Source organism: Methylobacterium sp. 1A (assembly GCF_058072805.1).
In genome coordinates this window covers 1,112,069-1,131,828 of the sequence record NZ_JBYQVE010000001.1, presented here as the reverse complement: position 1 = coordinate 1,131,828, position 19,760 = coordinate 1,112,069, and the positions used below count along the sequence as shown (strand labels likewise).

The following is a 19,760-nucleotide window of genomic DNA, read 5'->3' as shown; positions in this document are numbered from 1 at the left end:
ACGACCTCCCGACAGCGCGCAGCGGACCTCAGGAAACGCTCGTGGTTTTTGCCGGATCCCTCTGATCGGACATGGCCCGGGCTTGGCGCGCCATGGCGATCAGCTCGGAGGCCGTGAGACCGCGCGACGGCGGCGGTTCAGGCAGGTCGGCCAGTCCCGGCGAACGCGGTGCCGGCGGAAGGGCAGCCGCGCGCCCGGGCCAGAGCCGCTTCAGCCGTCCTGCCTTCCGCAAGCTTTGTCCCGCCACGCATCCGTCTCCCACACAACGAAGTGCGGCCACGGGTAGGCGACCGGGGCAGGGATGGTTAGCCGAACCGAAACAAGGGTCGGACTCCGGCCCGGCGTGGGGCGTATGCGAGGCCCCCTGGGCGGGCGCGTCCGCCGCCCTACCGCTGGCGTTTTCCGGATCGCCGGCGGATGGTGCAGGTCGAACCGGGTCCGACGATGACGCTCGGATCATGCCGAAACCGCCATCCGGCATTCGGCCGGCTCGGGATGATCGCGACCGTCGACGCGGCCGGATTGTCGCTCGGGGTGATCAAGGCCGAAGCTTTGCGTGCGGCTCGGAGGTGCTTCGTCGAAGATCGGCCTCTGGTCAGAACGTAGCCTGAAACCTGGACGAATGATTGCCGGTATTGGCTGACAGCATCTCGGAGCTCGATGATCGCTCCGCGGCGGGGCGTGTTCAGGTCAGACGGGCACGAGCCGGCACTTCCCGCCCGGTTCAGCGAAAATCTCCGGTCTGTGATGCTGGCGCAGGTCCGCGATACGTTATGTGAGCTGAACGGAACCTCCCGGCTTTCGGCGCTGAGAGAGCGAACATGGCAGAGCCTCAAGCAATGGCCGCGCGCGTCGCGCACCTCGAAGCGGACAATGCCCGTCTTCGCCGCCTCCTGGACGAGTCCGGGACACCGGACGGTCTGCGTCACGGCTTGCGCGACACGTTGGCGATGCTGCGGGCGGTCCTGCGTCTCTCGGCCGAGACCGCCGAGACCGTCGACGGCTACGCGACGCATCTCGAAGGTCGGCTGGACGCCATCGCGCGCGTGCGGGTCGCGGCAGACACGTTCGGCGAGGTCAGCCTGCACACGCTCATCTCCGACGAGCTGATGATCCACCTGATCCGCGAAGGCGAGCAGGCGACGCTGGCGGGGCCGACCGTGCGCCTCCGGCCGAAGGCCGCGCAACTCATGGCCCTCGCGGTCCACGAACTCTGCAGCAACGCGATCGAGCACGGTGCCTTCGGTCTCTCGAAGGGCGGTGTCGACGTCACCTGGGTCGTCGCCGGCGCCGGGGCGAGCCCGCCCGGCGACCTGACGCTCGTCTGGAAGGAATCGGGAGGGTCAGGCGTCGCGCAGCCGAGCCGGCGCGGCTTCGGCATGCAGGTGCTCACCGAGATGCTGAGCTACGAGCTGCGGGCAACCGTCGCGCTCGCCTTCGAGCCCGACGGCCTGCGCTGCACGGTCACCTGCCCGCTGATCCCCCGGATCGGGCGCTTGGTCGAGGACGAGCGCGCGGACGAAGGCGGCGATCCGGGCTGACCCGGCGGCGACCGCCCGGATCGCCTCAGCCGAAAGCCCGCGCGGTCTCCCGGACCTGCCGCGTCGCGCGGTCGGCACGGCCGCTCGCCCGCGCGATCGTGGTCATCCCGCCGGAGATTGCCGAGACGTCCTGTGCGGCGGTCCGCATGGTGCCCGACATCTCGCGCATCACCGCGGATTGCTCCTCCACGGCCGCCGCGATGGTCGACGAGGCCGCGTCCAGGGTCCGGATCGTGCTTTGGATCGTGTCGATGGCGTCGACGGCCTCCCGGGTCGCCGCCTGCGTCGAGGCGATCTGCTGGCGGATCTGTTCCGTCGCGCGCGCCGTCTGCGCGGCCAGGGTCTTGACCTCCGACGCCACCACCGCGAAGCCGCGACCGGCTTCGCCGGCACGGGCCGCCTCGATGGTGGCGTTGAGCGCGAGGAGGTTGGTCTGCGCGGCGATGCCGGCAATGAGGCTCAGCACCGCGCCGATCTGCGCGGCCTGGTCGCTGAGGCCGGTCACGATCCGGCCGGTGCGCTGCGCCTGCTCCACGGCCTGCCCGGCCATCTCGGCGGCGTGGCTCACCTGCTGGCTGATCTCATCCACCGAAGCCGACAGCTGCTCCGCGCCGGTGGCCACCGAGCGGATGTCGCCGGACACGCGGTCCACCCGCGTGACCGCCGCGTCGGCCTGGCGCGTCACATCCGCCACGGCGTCGCCGATGGCGTCCAGCTCGGCGCCGATGGCGCTCTGCGCGGCGGCGCGCTGCTGCCGCTCGTGGACCTGGGCGGTGATGTCGGTGGCGAACTTGACGACCCGGACGGGCCGTCCATCCGCGTCCGTGATCGGATTGTAGGTCGCCTGGATCCAGACTTCCCGCCCGCCCTTGCCGGTGCGGCTGAACACGCCGGACTGATACTCCCCGCGCGCCAGGGCGGCCCAGAACAGCCGGTAAGCCTCGCTGGCGCGCTCCGCCTCGCCGACGAACAGGCTGTGATGCCGCCCCGCGATCTCGTCGAGCCGATAGCCCACCGCGTCGAGGAAGTTCGCGTTGGCGGTGAGGATCGTGCCGTCGAGCGCGAAGGCGATCACCGCCTGCGAGCGGTGCAGCGCGCTGATCTGCCCTTCCAGATCGAGGGCGCGGAGCTTCTGGGCGGTGATGTCGGTGGCGAACTTGACGATCTTGACCGGTCCGCCGCGCGCGTCGAGCACCGGGTTGTAGGAGGCCTGGATCCAGACCTCCCGCCCGCCCTTGGCGAGCCGCTTGTACTCGGCGCTGGCGAAGGTGCCGCGCCGCAGCTTGTCCCAGAATTCCCGATAGGCCTCGCTCTCCCGCTCGGCCGGCGGGACGAACAGGCTGTGATGCCGGCCGCGGATCTCCTCGAGCGCGTAGCCCATGGCTTCCAGGAAGTTCGGATTGGCGTCGAGGATCGTGCCGTCCAGCGCGAACTCGATGGTGGCGAGGGACCGGCTCAACGCCGCGAGTTTGGCCGCGTGATCCCTCCCAGCCAGAACGCCCTCGAACATCGATGTCTCCGCATCCTGAGATGAGGGTGCGGCCGAAGCGCGCACCGAGCCGGTCGGATCAAGAATTTCTTGATCGAGATAAATTTTTATTGCGCCGGGAGACACCATAAACCTGTCGATGCCCGGCTCTAGCGCGGGCTTCGATAATGGGATGCCGTTGCGCGGCGGTTAAAATGGTTCGCTTTGCTCAAGATATTCGCGGTGAGCCGCTAAATGCACAGTCCCACTTAATGAAAAGCCATGGGACAGCATAGATCAAGGGCGAGACTATCTTGCGTTGTGCGTCGCCCGCGTTTGCCCGCCGCTTGCCAGCCTGCGGTTGTAGGATTGCACCGCTGATCCACAGCCCACCGATCGACGCGGCGCGCGATGATGCGTGGGGAATCTGGGAAGGGCGTCGCGGCGCGGACTGATCAACCTGTCCGGCCGATGGTCGCCTCGATCCGGCCGTAGGGCTCGTCGGTCGGCAGGAAGACAACGCCCGGGTTGTCGAGGCCGAACGGTGTCAGGTCGATCGGCAGGTAGTGCTTGTTGGGCATGACGAAGTCGATCTCGGCCAGTTCCGGGACGGCGGCCAGGGCGGCCTCGCCCATCCGGTACATGCTGTCCTGGATCCCGCGGCTGTAGGTGGTGCCGAAGACGGTCAACAGCGTCGCGAGAATGCGGGCGTTGGTTCCGGCGGAATCGTGCGGCGCCGAGGCCCAGGTCCAGGTCGCGTCCATGCTGGTCGCGGCGATGCGGTCGGTCGTGTCGGGCAGGGTCCGGTACTGGTCCGCCACGAACCCCGTCCAGCCCGATTGCGTGGTCTTCATGAAGGTGTAGCCGCGCAATCCGGAGCGCAGGGTCGACCGGGTCCGGTCGGCGGTGAGCCCCACGTAGCCGGCGCCGTTCCCGTCGCGCGTGAAGGTGTGGCCGTGCGGCGCGTCGGCGATCGCGTGGCGGAGCCAGCGGACTTCCTCCGCGTCGATCGTGACGGTCTCGACCTGCGGGTAGGTCTCGAGCAGCACCCGCGCGACCGCGGCGACGAACCCCTCGGCGTCGAGCCCGAGATGCCGCGCCGCCGTCACGTTGACGATGTTCCGGATGCTGTCCGTGGCGATGGAGGCGCGGTTGTCACCTTCTGTCCAGGCCGCCTCGAAGCGCCCGGTCAGCATCACCGACAGGGTCAGCTCGCGCGGCGTGTGGTGGTCGCCGTCGCGGGCGAGGCGCAGCACGCGAACCCGTTCCTTGCCGTACCGCGATGCCGTCAGGGCCATGGGGATCTCCGATCCGGACCGCCGCCGGCCATCTCACGCAAATCTGATTCATCCTAGGCCGACGCACGTGGGGGCGCCAAGGTTCGAAGTTGCCGGCGCGGCTTGACCGGGGCCCGATTAGAACCGGCATAGTGTCGGGCCGGGCCGAACCGGCCTCGGACCGGCGAGCGGGCATGGACCTCAACACGATCGAGACCGTCGTCCGGCCGCGGAGTCGGACCGAGCTTCCCGCCTGGGCGGACGGCGATGCCTGCCTGGGAGGCGGGACGTGGCTGTTCTCCGAGCCGCAGGTCGGGATGCGGCGCCTCGTCGACCTCGCGGCGCTCGGATGGCCACCGCACGCGGTCGACGCGGAGGGCCTGACCCTCGCGGCGACCTGCACCATCGCCCAGCTCGACCGGCTGGAACTGCCGCCGGGATGGAACGCGGCGCCGCTGGTCGGCCAGTGCTGCCGCGCGCTGCTCGGCTCCTTCAAGATCTGGAACGTGGCCACGGTCGGCGGCAACGTCTGCCTCGCCCTCCCGGCCGGGCCGATGATCGCCCTCGCGACGGCCCTCGACGCGACCTGCACGATCTGGTCCGCCGACGGGGCCGAGCGGGAGCTCCCGATCCTCGACTTCGTCCTCGCGCCGCAGCGGAACGCCCTGGCACCGGGCGAGATCCTGCGGAGCCTGTCGATGCCGGTCGCGGCGCTCGCGCGTCGCACGGCCTTCCGCCGCATCAGCCTCAGCCCGAACGGGCGCTCCGGCGCGCTGCTGATCGGGACGCGCGGCGCGGACGGCGCCTTCGCGCTCACGGTCACGGCCTCCGTCAAACGACCGCTCCGCCTCGCCTTCGACGGTCTGCCGGATCCGGCCGCGCTGATGCGGGCGCTGGACGAGGCGATCCCGGACGCGCTCTACCACGACGATGTCCACGGGCGGCCCGACTGGCGCCGCCACATGACCCGGCACTTCGCCGAGGAGATCCGCGGGTCGCTCGACGCGGCGCCGTCGCCGGGAGCCGCGTCATGAAGCTCACGATCAACGGTGCCGCGCACGAGGGCGCACCGAGAGCCGGGCAGTGCCTCCGGACCTACTTGCGCGAGGCCGGCTGGTTCGGCGTGAAGAAGGGCTGCGACGCCGGCGATTGCGGCGCCTGCACGGTCCATCTCGACGGCGAGCCCGTGCACAGCTGCCTGGTACCGGCCTTCCGCGCCGAGGGACGGAGCGTGACCACGATCGAAGGGCTGGCCGGTCCCTGCCGCGCCGACGCGGCCGAGCCGGCGGCGTTCCACCCGATGCAGGAAGCCTTCCTGGCGGCCCAGGGCTTCCAGTGCGGCTTCTGCACGCCCGGCATGATCATGACCGCGGCGCGCCTCGATCAGGGCCAGAAGCAGGATCTCGGCACCGCCCTCAAGGGCAATCTCTGCCGCTGCACCGGCTACCGCGCCGTACGCGAGGCCATCGCGGGCGGCGCGCGCTCGATCGAGAGCGGCGGCTGCGGCGATCCTGTGGGCCGCAACCTCGCGGCACCGGCCGCGCCGCTGGTCGTGTCCGGCCGCGCCCGCTTCACGATGGACGCACCGCTCGGCGACACGCTCCACCTCAAGGTGCTGCGCTCGCCGCACGCCCATGCCCGGATCGTCGCGATCGACGCGACGGCCGCCCGCGCCGTCCCGGGCGTCGTGGCCGTGCTGACCCACGCCGACGCGCCGACGCGCCGCTTCTCGACCGCCCGCCACGAGGACCCGCGCGACGACGCCTCGGACACGCGGGTGCTCGACCCGATCCTGCGGTTCGTCGGGCAGCGCGTCGCCGCCGTGGTGGCGGAGACGGAAGCCGCCGCCGAGGCCGGCTGCCGCGCCCTGCGGGTGACCTACGAGGTGCGCCCGGCGCTCCTCGATCCGGAGCGCGCCCTCGACTCCGACGCAGCCCGCGTCCACGATCCCCGTGACTGCCCGGGCGAGGACGCGCCGCCCCTCGAACAGCATCCCAACCTCGCCGGCGAGGTGCACGGCGCGGTCGGCGACGTGGCGGCGGGCCTCGCCGAGGCCCATTTCGTCTACGCCGGGACGTTCCGGTCGCAGCGCGTCCAGCACGCCGCCATGGAGACGCACGGCTGCGTCGGCTGGCGCGCCGAGGACGGCCGCCTGACGCTGCGCACCAGCACCCAGGTGCCGTTCCTGACCCGGGACGCGCTGGCGGACCTGTTCGGCCTCGAGAAGGACGCGGTGCGCGTCGTCTGCGCGCGGGTCGGGGGCGGCTTCGGCGGCAAGCAGGAGATGCTGACCGAGGATCTCGTCGCCCTGGCGGTCCTGCACACCGGCCGGCCGGTGCGCTGGGAGCTGACCCGCCGGGAGCAGTTCGTCGGGACGACGACGCGCCACCCGATGCGGGTGGACGTGAAGGTCGGCGCCCGCCGCGACGGCACCCTCACGGCGCTGAGCCTCGACGTCCTGTCCGATACCGGCGCCTACGGGAACCACGCGGGCGGCGTGATCCACCACGCCTGCCACGAGGTGCTGGCCGCCTATGTCTGCCCGAACAAGCAGGTGATCGGCCGCGCCGTCTACACCCACACGGTGCCGGCGGGGGCCTTCCGCGGCTACGGGTTGAGCCAGACGATCTTCGCGCTGGAATCCGCCCTGGACGAGGTCGCCCGCGAACTCGGCATCGACCCGTTCACCCTGCGGCGGCGCAACGCCGTCAAGCCGGGCGACGCCATGGTGTCGAACAGCCTGGAACCGCACGACGTGATCTTCGGCAGCTACGGGCTCGACCAGTGCCTCACCCTGGTCGAGGACGCGCTGCGGGCCGATCCGGGGCCCGAGCCCGAGCCCGGCTGGCGCGCCGGGACCGGCATGGCGATGGCGATGATCGACACGATCCCGCCGCGCGGCCACCACGCCGACGCGCGGGTCAGCCTGGACGCCGACGGGCACTTCACCGTGCGCGTCGGGACGGCCGAGTTCGGCAACGGCACCAGCACGGTGCATCGGCAGATCGCGGCCTCGGCGCTCGGCGCCGCGCCGGAACGTGTCCGTGTCGCGGGCGCGGACACGGATATCGTCGGGCACGACACCGGCGCCTACGGGAGCACCGGCACGGTGGTGGCGGGTCTGGCGACGCTGCGCGCCGCCGAGGCGCTCGCGCTCCGGATCCGCGCGCGGGCCGCCGAGATCGCGGGCGCGGTGCCGGAGGCCTGCCGCTTCGACGGGGAGCGGGTCGAGACGCCGGCCGGACCGGTCACGCTGGCGGCGATCGGTCCCCTGGACGCGACCGGCCGGGCCGACGGCAGCCCGCGCTCGGTGGCGTTCAACGTCCACGCCTTCCGGGTGGCGGTCGACCCGGTGAGCGGCGCGGTGCAGATCCTCAGGAGCGTCCACGCCGCCGATGCCGGGCGGGTGATCAACCCGATGCAGTGCCGCGGTCAGGTCGAGGGCGGCATCGCGCAGGCGCTCGGCGCGGCGCTCTACGAGGACGTCCAAGTCGCCGCGGACGGGAGCCTCGTTACCCAGACGTTCCGCGACTACCACATCCCCGCCTGCGCCGACGTGCCCGACACCGAGGTCCTTTTCGCAGATACCCACGACAGCGTCGGCCCCCTCGGCGCCAAGTCGATGAGCGAGTCGCCGTTCAACCCGGTGGCGGCGGCGCTCGGCAACGCCATCCGGGACGCGACTGGGGCTCGCCTGACCGCGACCCCCTTCGCGCCCGACAGGATCTACCGGGCCGTCGCGGCCGGCCGGGCCGGGCTCGCGTGATGGACCGCCCGCGGGACGCGGTGCCGGCGGCGAGGCCCGGCTTCCTGGAACGCACCTTCCGCCTGGCCGAGCACGGCACCAGCGTGCGCACGGAGGTTCTGGCGGGGCTGACCACCTTCCTGACGATGGCCTACATCGTCTTCATCAACCCGAGCATCCTCGGGGATGCCGGCATGCCCCGGGGCGCGGTTTTCGTGGCGACCTGCCTCGTGGCGGCGCTCGGCTCGCTGATCATGGCGCTCTGGGCCAATTACCCGATCGCCCTCGCGCCCGGCATGGGGCTCAACGCCTACTTCACCTACGTGGTGGTCCAGCAGCTCGGCTTCAGCTGGCAGGCCGCCCTCGGCGCGGTGTTCATCTCGGGCGTGTGCTTCCTGATCGTCACGCTGACAGGCCTGCGCGCGCTGATCGTCGAGGGGATCCCGCGCTCCATGCGGATCGCCATCACGGTCGGGATCGGCCTGTTCCTGGCGATCATCGCGCTCAAGAACGCCGGCCTCGTCGCGGCGAGCCCGGCGACCTTCGTCACCCTCGGCGACCTGCACAAGCCCGAGGCGATCCTGGCGGTGCTGGGCTTCCTGATGGTGGCCGTCCTCTCCGCCCGGAAGGTGCGGGCGGCGCTGCTGTCGAGCATCCTCACCGTCACGGCGCTGAGCTTCGTCTTCGCGGGCAACACCTTCCAGGGAATCGTCTCCCTGCCGCCGTCGATCGCCCCGACCCTGTTCGCCCTCGACATCCCGGGTGCCCTCTCGGCGGGCCTGCTCCACGTCATCCTGGTCCTGTTCCTGGTGGAGCTGTTCGACGCCACGGGCACGCTGATGGGCGTGGCGAGCCGGGCCGGGCTCCTGACCGACGGGAAGATGCGCCGCCTCGACCGGGCGCTGATGGCCGATTCCGTCTCGGTCTTCGCGGGCTCGCTCCTCGGCACGTCGAGCACGACGGCGTACCTGGAGAGCGCCTCCGGCGTCGAGGAGGGCGGCCGCACCGGGCTCACGGCCGCCACCGTGGCGGTGCTGTTCCTCGCCTGCCTGTTCTTCGCGCCGCTCGCGGGCGCGGTGCCCGCCTACGCCACGGCGCCGGCGCTGTTCTACGTCGCCTGCCTGATGCTGCGCGAGCTGGTCGAGCTCGACTGGGACGATATCACCGAGGTCGTGCCGGCCTGCGTCACGGCCCTGCTGATGCCGTTCACCTACTCGATCGCCACCGGCGTCTCCTGCGGGTTCATCACCTACGCGGCGCTGAAGCTGCTGGCGGGCCGCGCCCGGGAGGTGAAGCCGATCGTCTGGGTGATCGCGGCGGTCTTCCTGTTCAAGTTCGTCGAGACCGGCGGCGCGCACTGACGGCCGCGCGGCGCCCTTACCGGCCCGTCGCGGCCGCGTAGAGCGCCGCCGCGTCCCGCGCGGCGCGCATCGCCGCGGCGGCCCCGGGGTCGCGCAGGCGCCGCGCCACGCAGGCCAGCGCGTTCAGCGTCTCGCCCTCGGCGACGGCCGGGAGCAGCAGCAGGACGACGAGGTCCACCGGCCGATCGTCGACCGCGTCGAAATCGATCGGGTCGCGGAGCCGGGCCAGGATCCCGTAGGGGCGCGCGATGCCCTCGAGCCGCGCGTGCGGCAGGGCGATGCCGTCGCCGACCCCGGTCGAGCCCAGGCTCTCGCGCCGGATCAGCGCGGGGAGGATCGCCTCCGCGGCGAGGCCGAGGGCGTTGGCGGCGCGGCGCGCCAGCTCCTCGAGCAGCGGCCCCTTGCCGGCAGCGCGCAGGCCGACGAGCGCGTCGGAGGGCGCGAGGATCCGGTCCACACTCATCGCGCGTGATCGCGGGCGCTGGGACACATCGGGTCGTCCTCGGGATCAGTGGGCGGTCGCGCCGCCGGCGCCGCGGTGCGGCGGGGCCGGCTCGTCGTCGGGCGCGCGCAGGCGGTAGCCGACACCGGTCTCGGTCAGCAAGATCCGCGGGCGCTCGGGATCCGCCTCCAGCTTCTGGCGGAGCTGGCGCACGTAGACGCGCAGGTATTGCGGATCGGACGAGGACGGCACCGAGCGCATCAGCTGCGCGTGGGTGAGCACCTTGCCGGCATGCAGGACCAGGACGCGCAGGAAGTCGTACTCGCGCGGCGTCAGCTTCACCTCGGCCTCGTCGACCTTCACGATCCGGCGGACCAGATCGACGGACAGGGTGTCGACGCGGAAGATCGGCCGCTCGCCCCGCGCGGCGAGCTGGTGGCGCATGGCGGCGCGCAGGCGCGCCAGCAGCTCCGCCATGCCGAACGGCTTGGTCACGTAGTCGTTGGCGCCGAGATCGAGCGCCTCGACCTTGCCGTTCTCGTCGTCGCGGCTCGACAGGACGACGACCGGGAGGTCGGGATGGCTCGATCGAACCGACCGCAGCAGGTCGTGGCCGCGCATGTCGGGCAGGCCGAGATCGAGGATCACGAGATCGACGCCCTCCCGGCCGAGCAGCGCCAGGGCGGTCCGGGCATCGGGCGCCTCCAGGATCGCGTAGCCCTGCGTGGCCAAACCCATGCGCAGGAGCTTGCGGATCGGCGGCTCGTCGTCGACGACCAGGATCGTGGGGCTCATGCGGCGATGTCCCTGGGCGCGTTCCGGGCCGGAATCGGCAGGCTGACGGTGAAGCAGGCGCCGCCGCGGTCGCGGCGGTTCTCGGCCGTGACGGTGCCGCCCATCGCCTCGACGAAGCCCCGGGAGATGGCGAGGCCCAGCCCGGTGCCGGCCCGGACACGGTCGCCCTTCCGGACGCGGTAGAACTTGTCGAAGACCCGCTCGACATCCGCCTCCGGCAGGCCGTCCCCCTCGTCCAGCACGGCGATCCGGACCCGGTCGTCCGCGCGGCGCGCGCGCACCGTCACGGTCGAGCCCTCGGGCGCGTACTTGGCGGCGTTGTCGAGGAGGTTGACCAGGACCTGCTCGAACAGGACCGGGTCGAGCGCCAGCGGCGGCAGGTCGGCCTCGACCTCCACGGCGACGCGGTGGTCGGCGAGGATCTTCTGGGTGCGGCGCAGGGCGGTGTCGACGGTCTCGGCCACGTCCTGCGCGGAGAGGTTCGGCGCCACCGCGCCGGCCTCCAGCCGGGTCATGTCGAGGAGGTTCGCGATGAAGCGGTTGAGCCGCTCCGATTCCTCGATGATCGTGGCCAGCAACTCCGCCTTGGCGTCGGCTGGGAGCGCCGCCTCGAGGTCGCGCAGCGTGCTGGCCGCGCCCAGGACCGAGGCGAGCGGCGTGCGCAGGTCGTGGCTGATCGAGGTGAGCAGCGCCTGGCGCAGGCGGTCGGTCTCGGCCGCGCGCTCGGCCCGGTCGAGATCCTCCACGAGCCGGACCCGCTCGATGGCGAGGGCGCCCATGTCGGCCAGGGCGTCGAGGAGGCGGCGGCCCTCCGGCGACAGGATCGGCCCGGTGCCGTCGGAATCGAGGCCGATCACCCCGATCGTCCCGCGCCCGGTCCGCATCGGCAGGAACAGGCGCTTGGCGCCCGGCAGCGTGTCGGCGCCCCGGCCCGCGGGCCGGTCGTTGTCGAAGGCCCACTGCGCGGCCGCGAGGTCGGCCTCGTCCAGCATGTCCTCGGGCGGGTAGCCCGCCCGCACCGTGACGGCCTGGCCGTCCGGCAGCAGGAGGACGACGCGCACCTTCAGCATCGCGGCGACCTGGGCGCAGGTGGCCCAGAGCACGTCGTCGAGGGTGCCGCAGGCGGCGAGCTTCCGCGAGAAGCCGAAGAGCCGCTCCGTGGCCCGCGCCCGGCCCTGGCTGACCACCGCGACGCGGCGGGCGCGGGAGGCGAGGTTCGAGACCAGGACGGCCACCAGGGTGAAGAGCAGGAAGGCCGCGACGTTGGTCGGATCGGCGATGGTGAGCGTGTAGACCGGCGGCAGGAAGAAGAAGTTGTAGGCAAGCGAGGCCGCCACCACCGAGACGAGGGACGGCCCGAGGCCCCAGCGCACCGCCACGGCCACGACCGCGGTCAGCAGGAACAGGTCGGCGTTCTCGACGCCCGCGTAGGGTTCCGCGACGATGGCCGCGCCGAGGCCCGCGGCGATCGCCGCCAGTCCGATCGCGTAGGGCCGCGCGTCGCGCCCCGGGCGCGGCGCGGTCACCGCCACGGCGCGGCGCGCCGGCTTCTCGTCCGGGACTGCCTCGCCGGGGACGACGTGCACGCTGATGGCGCCGCTGTGGCGCACGAGGTCGTACACCACCGATCCGTTGACCAGCTCGAAGAGCCACGAGCGGTTCGCCTTGCCGACGACGATGTGGTTCACGTTGGCCGAGCGCGCGTAATCGAGCACGTCGTCGGCGATCCGGCGCCCACCCGGCAGGGTGACGGCGTCGCCGCCGAGGCGGTCGGCGAGCCGCAGGGCCTCGGCGATGCGGTCGCGCTCGGCCTCGCTCAGGGCCGCCGCCCGCGCGCCCTCGATGGAGAGCGCCGTCCAGGGGGCGTGCAGGCGGTCGGCCAGGCGCTTGGCGTGGCGCACGAGGCCGGCGGAGCGGGGATCCTCGTTCACGCAGACCAGCACGCGCTCGCCCGCAGCCCAGGGACCGGCGATCGCGTTGGCCCGCATGTGGCCGAGCAGCTCGTCGTCGACCCGGTCGGCGGTGCGCCGGAGCGCCAGCTCGCGGAGCGCCGTGAGGTTTCCGCGCGAGAAGTAGTGCTTGAGCGCGCGCTCGGCGTGCGTCGGGACGTAGACCTTGCCGTCCTTCAGGCGCTGGATCAGGTCGTCGGGGTTGAGGTCCACGACCTCGATGTCGTCCGCCCGGTCGAGGACGCCGTCCGGCACCGTCTCGCGCACCCGGATGCGGGTGATCGACGCCACCACGTCGTTGAGGCTCTCGACGTGCTGGATGTTGAGCGTCGTCAGGACGTCGATGCCGGCATCGAGCAACTCCTCGACATCCTGGTAGCGCTTCGGGTGGCGCGAGCCCGGGGCGTTGGTGTGGGCGAGCTCGTCGACCAAGGCGAGGGCCGGCCGGCGCGCCAGCAGGGCGTCGAGGTCCATCTCCTGCAGGACGGTGCCGTGATACGGAACGGAACGGCGGGGGATCGTCTCGAACCCGTCGAGCAGGGCCTCGGTCTCGGCGCGGCCGTGCGTCTCGACGACGCCGACCACGACGTCGAGCCCTGCCTTCAGCCGGGCTCGGCCGACGGTCAGCATCTCGTAGGTCTTGCCGACACCGGGGGCGGCGCCGAGGAACACCTTCAGTCGGCCGCGCGTCCGTTCCTCGCGGCGCGCCGCTTCGAGCAGGGCGTCCGGGGAGGGGCGGGTCGGGTCGCGGCCGGTCTCGGGCATGAGCGCCATCTTAGCAAAACGCCGCGGACAACGCGGGATCGTCGCGTCATTGCGAGCGGAGCGAAGCAACCCAGGGCAGCGGGACGCCGGTGCGCGTGGCGCGGCTGGAATGCTTCGCTTCGCTCGCAAAGACGAAGCGGGATCCGCAGCGCAGCTTCGGGGTCCCCCTGCTGTCGGGCGCGCCTCAGCGACGGGCGAGATCGTCGACCGCGAGGTTCAGCGCCAGCACGTTGACGCGCGGCTCACCCAGGAGGCCGAGGGTGCGCGCCTCGATGCGGGACGACACCAGCGCGCGCAGCTTGTCCGCCGGGATGTTGCGGGCCTTGGCGACGCGGGGAACCTGGAAGTAGGCGGCCTCAGGCGAGATGTCCGGGTCGAGGCCCGAGCCGCTGGTCGTGACGAGGTCGACCGGGACGGGCGCATCCGGGTTCTCGACCCTGAGCGCGTCGAGATCGCCCTTCACCCGCTCGGCGAGGGCGGCGCTGGTCGGCCCGAGATTCGAGCCCGAGGAGTTCGCCGCGTTGTAGGGAGCCGGCACCGTCTTCGCGGCGTCGGACGGGTCCGGCGCCGTCGTCGCCGAGGGCCGGCCGTGGAAGTAGCCGGCACCCGAGAAGTTCTGGCCGATCAGGCTGGAGCCGACGACCGTGCCGTCGCGCGCGATCAGGCTGCCGGCGGCCTTGGCGGGGAAGATGGCGCCGGCGAGGCCCGTCATCGCGAGGGGGTAGGCGAGGCCGGTGATCGCCGTCAGAGCGGTGAGCAGGACCAGGGCAGGGCGAAGCTGGTTGAGCATGGCAGGTCTCCGGGGGCCGGTTCAGGCGAGGTGGAGGGCGCTGACGGCGAGGTCGATAGCCTTGATGCCGACGAAGGGCACGAGGACGCCGCCGAGGCCGTAGATCAGGAGGTTGCGGCGCAGCAGCGCGGCCGCGCCGACGGCCCGGTAGGTGACGCCGCGCAGCGCCAGCGGAATCAGCGCCACGATGATCAGGGCGTTGAAGATGATCGCCGACAGGATCGCGCTCTGCGGGGAGGCCAGGCCCATGACGTTCAGCGCCTGGAGCTGCGGGTAGAGCGTGAGGAACATCGCCGGGATGATGGCGAAGTACTTGGCCACGTCGTTGGCGATCGAGAAGGTCGTCAGCGCGCCGCGGGTCATCAGCAGCTGCTTGCCGATGCCGACGATCTCGATGAGCTTGGTCGGGTCGCTGTCGAGGTCGACCATGTTGCCCGCCTCGCGGGCCGCGACGGTGCCGGTGTTCATGGCGACGCCGACATCGGCCTGGGCCAGCGCCGGGGCGTCGTTGGTGCCGTCACCGCACATGGCGACGAGCTTGCCGTCCGCCTGCTCCTTGCGGATCAGCGCGAGCTTGTCCTCCGGGGTGGCCTGGGCGAGGAAGTCGTCGACGCCGGCCTCGGCGGCGATCGCCGCCGCGGTCATCGGGTTGTCGCCGGTGATCATCACCGTGCGGATGCCCATCTGGCGCAGCTCCGCGAAGCGCTCGCGGATGCCGCCCTTCACGATGTCCTTGAGGTAGACCACGCCCAGCAGGCGGCCGTCCTTGGCCACGGCGAGCGGCGTGCCGCCGGCCTTGGCGATCTCCTCCGCGATGGCGCGGATCTCGGTCACGACGCCGGTCTCGGCCTCGGGGCGGACGGCCAGGGCGACGTTGGAGCCGCGCGAGGCGACCGGCTGGCCCGAGACCGAGGCGATGACGGCGTCGACCGCGCCCTTGCGGATCGACGTGCCCTGAAGGTCCACGCCCGACATCCGCGACTGCGCGGTGAACGGCACGAAGGTGGCGTTGAGGCCGCCCATGTCCCGGGCGCGGATGCCGTACTTCTCCTTGGCCAGTACCACGATCGAGCGGCCCTCCGGCGTCTCGTCGGCGAGCGAGGCGAGCTGCGCCGCGTCGGCGAGATCCTGCGCGGTGACGCCGCGGACGGGACGGAACTCGGTCGCCTGCCGGTTGCCGAGGGTGATCGTGCCGGTCTTGTCAAGGAGCAGCGTGTCGACGTCGCCCGCCGCCTCCACGGCGCGGCCCGACATCGCGAGCACGTTGAAGCGGACCAGCCGGTCCATGCCGGCGATGCCGATCGCCGAGAGCAGCGCGCCGATGGTCGTCGGGATCAGCGTGACGAACAGGGCGACCAGAACGATCACGGGGATCGACCCGCCCGCGTAGCTCGCGAAGCTCGGGATCGAGGCCACCGCGAAGACGAACACGATGGTGAGGCCGGCGAGCAGGATGTTCAGGGCGATCTCGTTCGGCGTCTTCTGCCGCGAGGCGCCCTCCACGAGCGCGATCATCCGGTCGACGAAGGTCGAGCCGGCCGCGGCGGTGATGCGGACCTTGATCTCGTCCGAGAGGACCTGCGTGCCGCCGGTCACCGCCGAGCGGTCGCCGCCGGATTCGCGGATCACCGGGGCGGATTCGCCCGTGATGGCCGCCTCGTTCACGGAGGCGACGCCCTCGATCACCTCGCCGTCGGACGGGATCAGGTCTCCGGCCTCGACCAGGACGACGTCGCCGACCCTGAGCGAGGTGCCCGGCACCGTCTCGAAGGCCCGGCCCTGGCCGGTCAGGCGCTTGGCGGTCATCTCGGTGCGGGTGCGCCGCAGGCTGTCGGCCTGGGCCTTGCCGCGCCCCTCCGCGAGGGCCTCGGCGAAGTTGGCGAAGATCAGGGTGAACCACAGCCAGAGGATGATCTGGCCCGAGAAGAGCAGGTCGCTGCCGCCGGTGACGAGGTCGCGGACGAACAGCACGGTGGTGAGGAGCGCCACGACCTCGACCACGAACATGACCGGGTTTCGGATCATGGCCCGCGGATCGAGTTTTCGTACCGAGCCGAGGAGGGCCGGCCCGATCAGGGCGGCGCTGAACAGGGATGATGTCTGACGCGACATGGGAGATGTCCGGAGGAGAGATTGAAGTGAGGCTGCCGTCCTTGCGAGCGGAGCGAAGCAACCCAGGGCCGCGCTTCGCTGCGCGCGCGATCACGGTTGCGGAGGCTCAGCCCCCGGCGCCGAGGGTCAGCGCGTAGGCGGCCAGCAGGGCGAAGCCGCCGAGCATCACGACGCCGAGGAGCGCCAGGATGAGGTCGGAGGTCCGCAGGGGCTGAGCGCCGCCGCGGTCGTGCCGCAGTGGAGAGCGGTGCAGCGCGAGGTGGTGGCGCGGGACGCGCCGGGCGGGGAAAGCGCGCGGCATCTCAGCCCCCCGTCGCGAAGGTCTGGCCGGCCGCGCCCGCGAAGTGCTCCACGATCGGGCCGAGCGCGAGCGACGGGAAGAAGGTCAGGCCGCCCATGATCAGCACGACGCCGACCAGCAGCCCGACGAACAGACCACCGTGGGTGGGGAACGTGCCCGCGGAGGCCGGGACCGTCTTCTTGGCCGCGAGCGAGCCCGCGATGGCGAGCACCGGGATCTTCACGAAGAACCGGCCGACCAGCATGCCGACGGCGAGCGTGCTGTTGTAGAATAGCGTGTTGGCCGTCAGCCCGCCGAAGGCCGAGCCGTTGTTGGCCGCCGCCGACGTGTAGGCGTAGAGGATCTCCGAGAAGCCGTGCGGGCCGGCATTGGCCGGGCCGGCGAGGCCCGCCGGCACCACCGTCGCCAGGGCGGTGAAGCCCAGCATCATCAGCGGCAGGCAGAGGATGCCGAGCATGGCCATCTTCACCTCCTTCGCCTCGATCTTCTTGCCGAGGTATTCGGGGGTGCGGCCGACCATCAGGCCCGCCACGAAGATCGCCACGATGACGAAGATCAGCATGCCGTAGAGGCCGGCGCCGACGCCGCCGATGATGACCTCGCCGAGCTGCATGTTGAGCAGCGGGATCAGGCCGCCGAGCGCCGTGAACGAGTCGTGCATCGCGTTCACCGCGCCGCAGGAGGCCGCGGTGGTAATCACCGCGAACAGCGCCGAGGCGCTGATCCCGAAGCGGACCTCCTTGCCCTCCATGTTGCCGCCGGTGAGCCCGAAGCTGCTGAGCACCGAGCTGCCGTTGGCCTCGGCCCAGTAGGTGACGGCGACGCCGGCCAGGAACAGGATTCCCATCGCGCCGAGGATCGCCCAGCCCTGACGCTCGTCACCGACCATGCGGCCGAAGACGTTGGTCAGCGCGGCGCCGATCGCGAAGATCGAGACCATCTGGACGAAGTTCGACAGGGCGGTGGGGTTCTCGAAGGGGTGCGCGGCGTTGGCGTTGAAGAAGCCGCCGCCGTTGGTGCCGAGCATCTTGATCGCCACCTGGCTCGCGACCGGGCCCAGGGCGATGGTCTGCTTGGCGCCCTCGAGTGTCGTGGCGTCCGCGTAGGCGCTGAGCGTCTGCGGCATGCCCTGCCAGACCAGGAACAGCGTGTAGGGGATGCAGATCGGCAGCAGCACGTAGAGGGTCGCGCGGGTCACATCGACCCAGAACGAGCCGATCGTGCCGCTGGAGGCGCGGGCGAACCCGCGGATCAGCGCCACCGCGACCGCGATGCCGGTCGCCGCCGACAGGAAGTTCTGGTGCGTCAAGCCCAGCATCTGGGACAGGTACGACAGCGTGGTCTCGCCGCCGTAAGACTGCCAATTGGTGTTGGTGATGAAGCTGGTCGACGTGTTGAACGCGAGATCCGGCGCGACCGCGCTCTGATCGGCCGGATTCAGCGGCAGTACCGCCTGCAGGCGCAGGATCGCGTAGAGCACCGCGAAGCCCAGCACATGGAACAGGATGACCGCGCCCGTATAGGTCAGCCAGTGCTGCTCCTGGCGGTCATCGATGCCGGACACGCGGTAGAGCCCGCGCTCGATCGGTCCGAGAACGGGCGAGAGGAGGGTGCGCTCTCCGGTGAAGACGCGGGTCATGTACGACCCAAGGGGCTTCACGAGCGCCAGAACGATCGCGCCGTACAGCGCGATCTGGATCCAGCCGTTGAGGGTCATGGGGGGAGATCCGTCAGGGCCGCTCAGAACCGCTCGGGGCGGACGAGGGCGTAGGTGAGGTAGACGAGGAGGCCGGCGGTCACGCAGGCGCCGAGGGCGAGATCGAGGGTCATGGCGGCCTCTCTCAAAGCCGGTCGCAGGCGGCCGCGTAGCCGGCCGCCGCGGCGAAGAAGGCGAGGCCCCCTGCGAGGAAGACGATGTCGAGCATGGTGGTCGGGTCCGGTTCGGCGGACCGGCCGCGGAGGCTCCGCGGCCGGCCTTGGCCGACCAGCACTGTCGCCGGGAACCGCGTTAGGGTTCGAGCGAGGACCGGGCGGGAGTTTATAAGGGCCGCGTTAGGATCCGGCGTCGCCGCCGAAGCTGGCCCGGAGACCCGCGCAGGCGGCCGGCACGGTCAGCCACGCCGCGCCCGGGCAGAGACGGCGCCACCGGGCGCGATCGAGCCGGATCACCCCCGCCTCGCGGCCGAGGATGCCGCCGTAGGCGAGGCCGCAGACGCGGCAGCGGCCCGCCAGCGGCTGGATGGATAACCCCGGGGGTGCCGTGCCGGACGGCGACGCGGCGTCGCCGCGACAGGGCGGCGCGACCCCGGCGCTCACTGGACCCGCAGGGGTTCGAAGACGTTCAGCGCGAGCAGCGCGAGGGACACGGCGGACCACCCGCCGAGCGCGACGACCATCAGCGCGAAGACGCGGTCGGCCCTGCACTCGGCGAGGATGTAACGGACGATCGGCATGCGGAGGCTCCATCCGGGCTGATGCCCGATGGCGCGACCACGTCCGCATCGGCCGTGAGGGACCAAGACGCGCGCGGGGCGTCCGGCATAGGGATGTCATCAGGATGGGGGGCCGGCGCGCCCGTCAGCCCGAGAAAGCGCGGATCGAGCGCGTGCAGGACGCGGGGCGGTGAGTCGTGGGCGCCGGATCCCGGTTCGGCGCGGCCCACCGAGGCCGGGACGGGCTCGGGCGCACGGAGGGGATCTAGTGGCACGACGCGGCCCCTCCGTGAGCGTCCGGTCCGCGGCCGGGCGACGCCCTAGACCGTCGCGGCCTCGGGCTGCTCGGTCGAGTTGAACACGACCTCGCCGGTCCGCTCGCAGACCACGGTGACAGAGGTCGCCCCGTTCTCGCGCTGCTGCAGAGGGAGCTGTGCGAGCGCGTAGGCCGTCGCCGCCTCGAGGTCGCACGGCCACAGCTTGGTGAAGCTCTCGCGTTTTCCGCGGCGAAAAGTGATCTTGTAAGCCATCGTTTCCTCCGTTTTCACGGAAGATACACCTTCTCGACGTGCCGCCACGCCGCGCCGAGACATGGCACCGATGCGTTCCGGACGGGATTGGAAGCGAGAAGCCGGCAGACGGGCGACGAACCGGGCGACGAACCGGGCGACGAACCGGGCGACGAACCGGGCGACGAACGGCGAGCCCGTGACTGGGGCGGGACAGCAATTCCCGTACAGCTTGATCCGCAAAATAGACCATGCGACGGTGCCGAATAATGA

Annotated in this window: 19 protein-coding genes; 5 read left to right on the top strand and 14 right to left on the bottom strand. The window is 71.6% G+C overall.

Annotation, left to right across the window (positions count from 1 at the left end; genetic code table 11):
• The first annotated feature begins 417 nt into the window (after positions 1-417).
• Both ACX9MN_RS05470 and ACX9MN_RS05465 read left to right on the top strand, forming a co-directional pair.
• The gene (locus ACX9MN_RS05470) at positions 418-606 is read left to right on the top strand and encodes a hypothetical protein (protein ID WP_489723882.1); all 189 of its coding nucleotides are present in this window, start codon (positions 418-420) and stop codon (positions 604-606) included.
• Between the two features lie 215 nt (positions 607-821).
• Complete coding sequence (locus tag ACX9MN_RS05465; protein ID WP_100250982.1) at positions 822-1,541, top strand: HWE histidine kinase domain-containing protein; 720 nt, start codon at positions 822-824, stop codon at positions 1,539-1,541.
• Between the two features lie 25 nt (positions 1,542-1,566).
• Here ACX9MN_RS05465 and ACX9MN_RS05460 read toward each other — a convergent pair whose 3' ends face one another.
• Positions 1,567-3,051, bottom strand: a complete 1,485-nt coding sequence (locus ACX9MN_RS05460; RefSeq protein WP_489723881.1) for a methyl-accepting chemotaxis protein — start codon at positions 3,049-3,051, stop codon at positions 1,567-1,569.
• 413 nt (positions 3,052-3,464) lie between these two features.
• Positions 3,465-4,307: a factor-independent urate hydroxylase gene (gene pucL, locus ACX9MN_RS05455; RefSeq protein WP_489723880.1), complete on the bottom strand. Its 843-nt coding sequence runs from the start codon at positions 4,305-4,307 to the stop codon at positions 3,465-3,467.
• 173 nt (positions 4,308-4,480) lie between these two features.
• Between pucL and ACX9MN_RS05450 the strand changes: the two genes are divergently transcribed.
• The 3 genes from ACX9MN_RS05450 to ACX9MN_RS05440 are packed head-to-tail and all read left to right on the top strand — an operon-like array spanning position 4,481 to position 9,392.
• Entirely contained in the window at positions 4,481-5,320 is an 840-nt protein-coding gene (locus ACX9MN_RS05450; RefSeq protein WP_100250985.1) for an FAD binding domain-containing protein, read from the top strand.
• Positions 5,317-8,052: a molybdopterin-dependent oxidoreductase gene (locus ACX9MN_RS05445; protein ID WP_489723879.1), complete on the top strand. Its 2,736-nt coding sequence runs from the start codon at positions 5,317-5,319 to the stop codon at positions 8,050-8,052. The genes ACX9MN_RS05450 and ACX9MN_RS05445 overlap by 4 nt, the downstream gene beginning before the upstream one ends.
• On the top strand, positions 8,052-9,392 hold the full coding sequence (locus ACX9MN_RS05440; protein ID WP_091677815.1) for an NCS2 family permease: 1,341 nt from the start codon (positions 8,052-8,054) through the stop codon (positions 9,390-9,392). The genes ACX9MN_RS05445 and ACX9MN_RS05440 overlap by 1 nt, the downstream gene beginning before the upstream one ends.
• 16 nt (positions 9,393-9,408) lie before the next feature.
• On the opposite strand, the gene ACX9MN_RS05435 is transcribed toward ACX9MN_RS05440, so the two are convergent.
• From ACX9MN_RS05435 to ACX9MN_RS05380, 12 genes are all read right to left on the bottom strand, one after another.
• Positions 9,409-9,855, bottom strand: a complete 447-nt coding sequence (locus tag ACX9MN_RS05435; RefSeq protein ID WP_489723878.1) for a PTS sugar transporter subunit IIA — start codon at positions 9,853-9,855, stop codon at positions 9,409-9,411.
• Positions 9,856-9,900: 45 nt separating this feature from the next.
• Positions 9,901-10,629, bottom strand: a complete 729-nt coding sequence (locus ACX9MN_RS05430; RefSeq protein ID WP_489723877.1) for a response regulator — start codon at positions 10,627-10,629, stop codon at positions 9,901-9,903.
• Positions 10,626-13,343 (bottom strand): ATP-binding protein, encoded by a 2,718-nt coding sequence (locus ACX9MN_RS05425; RefSeq protein WP_489723876.1) that lies wholly within the window; start codon positions 13,341-13,343, stop codon positions 10,626-10,628. The genes ACX9MN_RS05430 and ACX9MN_RS05425 overlap by 4 nt, the downstream gene beginning before the upstream one ends.
• Positions 13,344-13,527: 184 nt before the next feature.
• Complete coding sequence (locus tag ACX9MN_RS05420) at positions 13,528-14,133, bottom strand: K(+)-transporting ATPase subunit C (RefSeq protein WP_489723875.1); 606 nt, start codon at positions 14,131-14,133, stop codon at positions 13,528-13,530.
• Positions 14,134-14,154: 21 nt separating this feature from the next.
• Positions 14,155-16,245: a potassium-transporting ATPase subunit KdpB gene (gene kdpB / locus ACX9MN_RS05415; protein ID WP_489723874.1), complete on the bottom strand. Its 2,091-nt coding sequence runs from the start codon at positions 16,243-16,245 to the stop codon at positions 14,155-14,157.
• A gap of 106 nt (positions 16,246-16,351) precedes the next feature.
• Positions 16,352-16,546, bottom strand: coding sequence for a hypothetical protein (locus tag ACX9MN_RS05410; RefSeq protein ID WP_091677801.1), 195 nt, complete (start codon positions 16,544-16,546; stop codon positions 16,352-16,354).
• 1 nt (position 16,547) lies between these two features.
• Positions 16,548-18,263: a potassium-transporting ATPase subunit KdpA gene (gene kdpA / locus ACX9MN_RS05405; protein WP_489723873.1), complete on the bottom strand. Its 1,716-nt coding sequence runs from the start codon at positions 18,261-18,263 to the stop codon at positions 16,548-16,550.
• 23 nt (positions 18,264-18,286) lie between these two features.
• On the bottom strand, positions 18,287-18,376 hold the full coding sequence (locus ACX9MN_RS05400; protein WP_020091582.1) for a K(+)-transporting ATPase subunit F: 90 nt from the start codon (positions 18,374-18,376) through the stop codon (positions 18,287-18,289).
• An 11-nt stretch (positions 18,377-18,387) separates the two neighbouring features.
• Positions 18,388-18,537: a hypothetical protein gene (locus ACX9MN_RS05395; protein ID WP_489723872.1), complete on the bottom strand. Its 150-nt coding sequence runs from the start codon at positions 18,535-18,537 to the stop codon at positions 18,388-18,390.
• 61 nt (positions 18,538-18,598) lie between these two features.
• Positions 18,599-18,862 (bottom strand): hypothetical protein, encoded by a 264-nt coding sequence (locus ACX9MN_RS05390; RefSeq protein ID WP_056521660.1) that lies wholly within the window; start codon positions 18,860-18,862, stop codon positions 18,599-18,601.
• On the bottom strand, positions 18,859-18,999 hold the full coding sequence (locus ACX9MN_RS05385) for a hypothetical protein (RefSeq protein WP_020091584.1): 141 nt from the start codon (positions 18,997-18,999) through the stop codon (positions 18,859-18,861). The genes ACX9MN_RS05390 and ACX9MN_RS05385 overlap by 4 nt, the downstream gene beginning before the upstream one ends.
• A 299-nt stretch (positions 19,000-19,298) precedes the next feature.
• Complete coding sequence (locus ACX9MN_RS05380; protein WP_020091585.1) at positions 19,299-19,508, bottom strand: hypothetical protein; 210 nt, start codon at positions 19,506-19,508, stop codon at positions 19,299-19,301.
• Between the last annotated feature and the right edge of the window lie 252 nt (positions 19,509-19,760).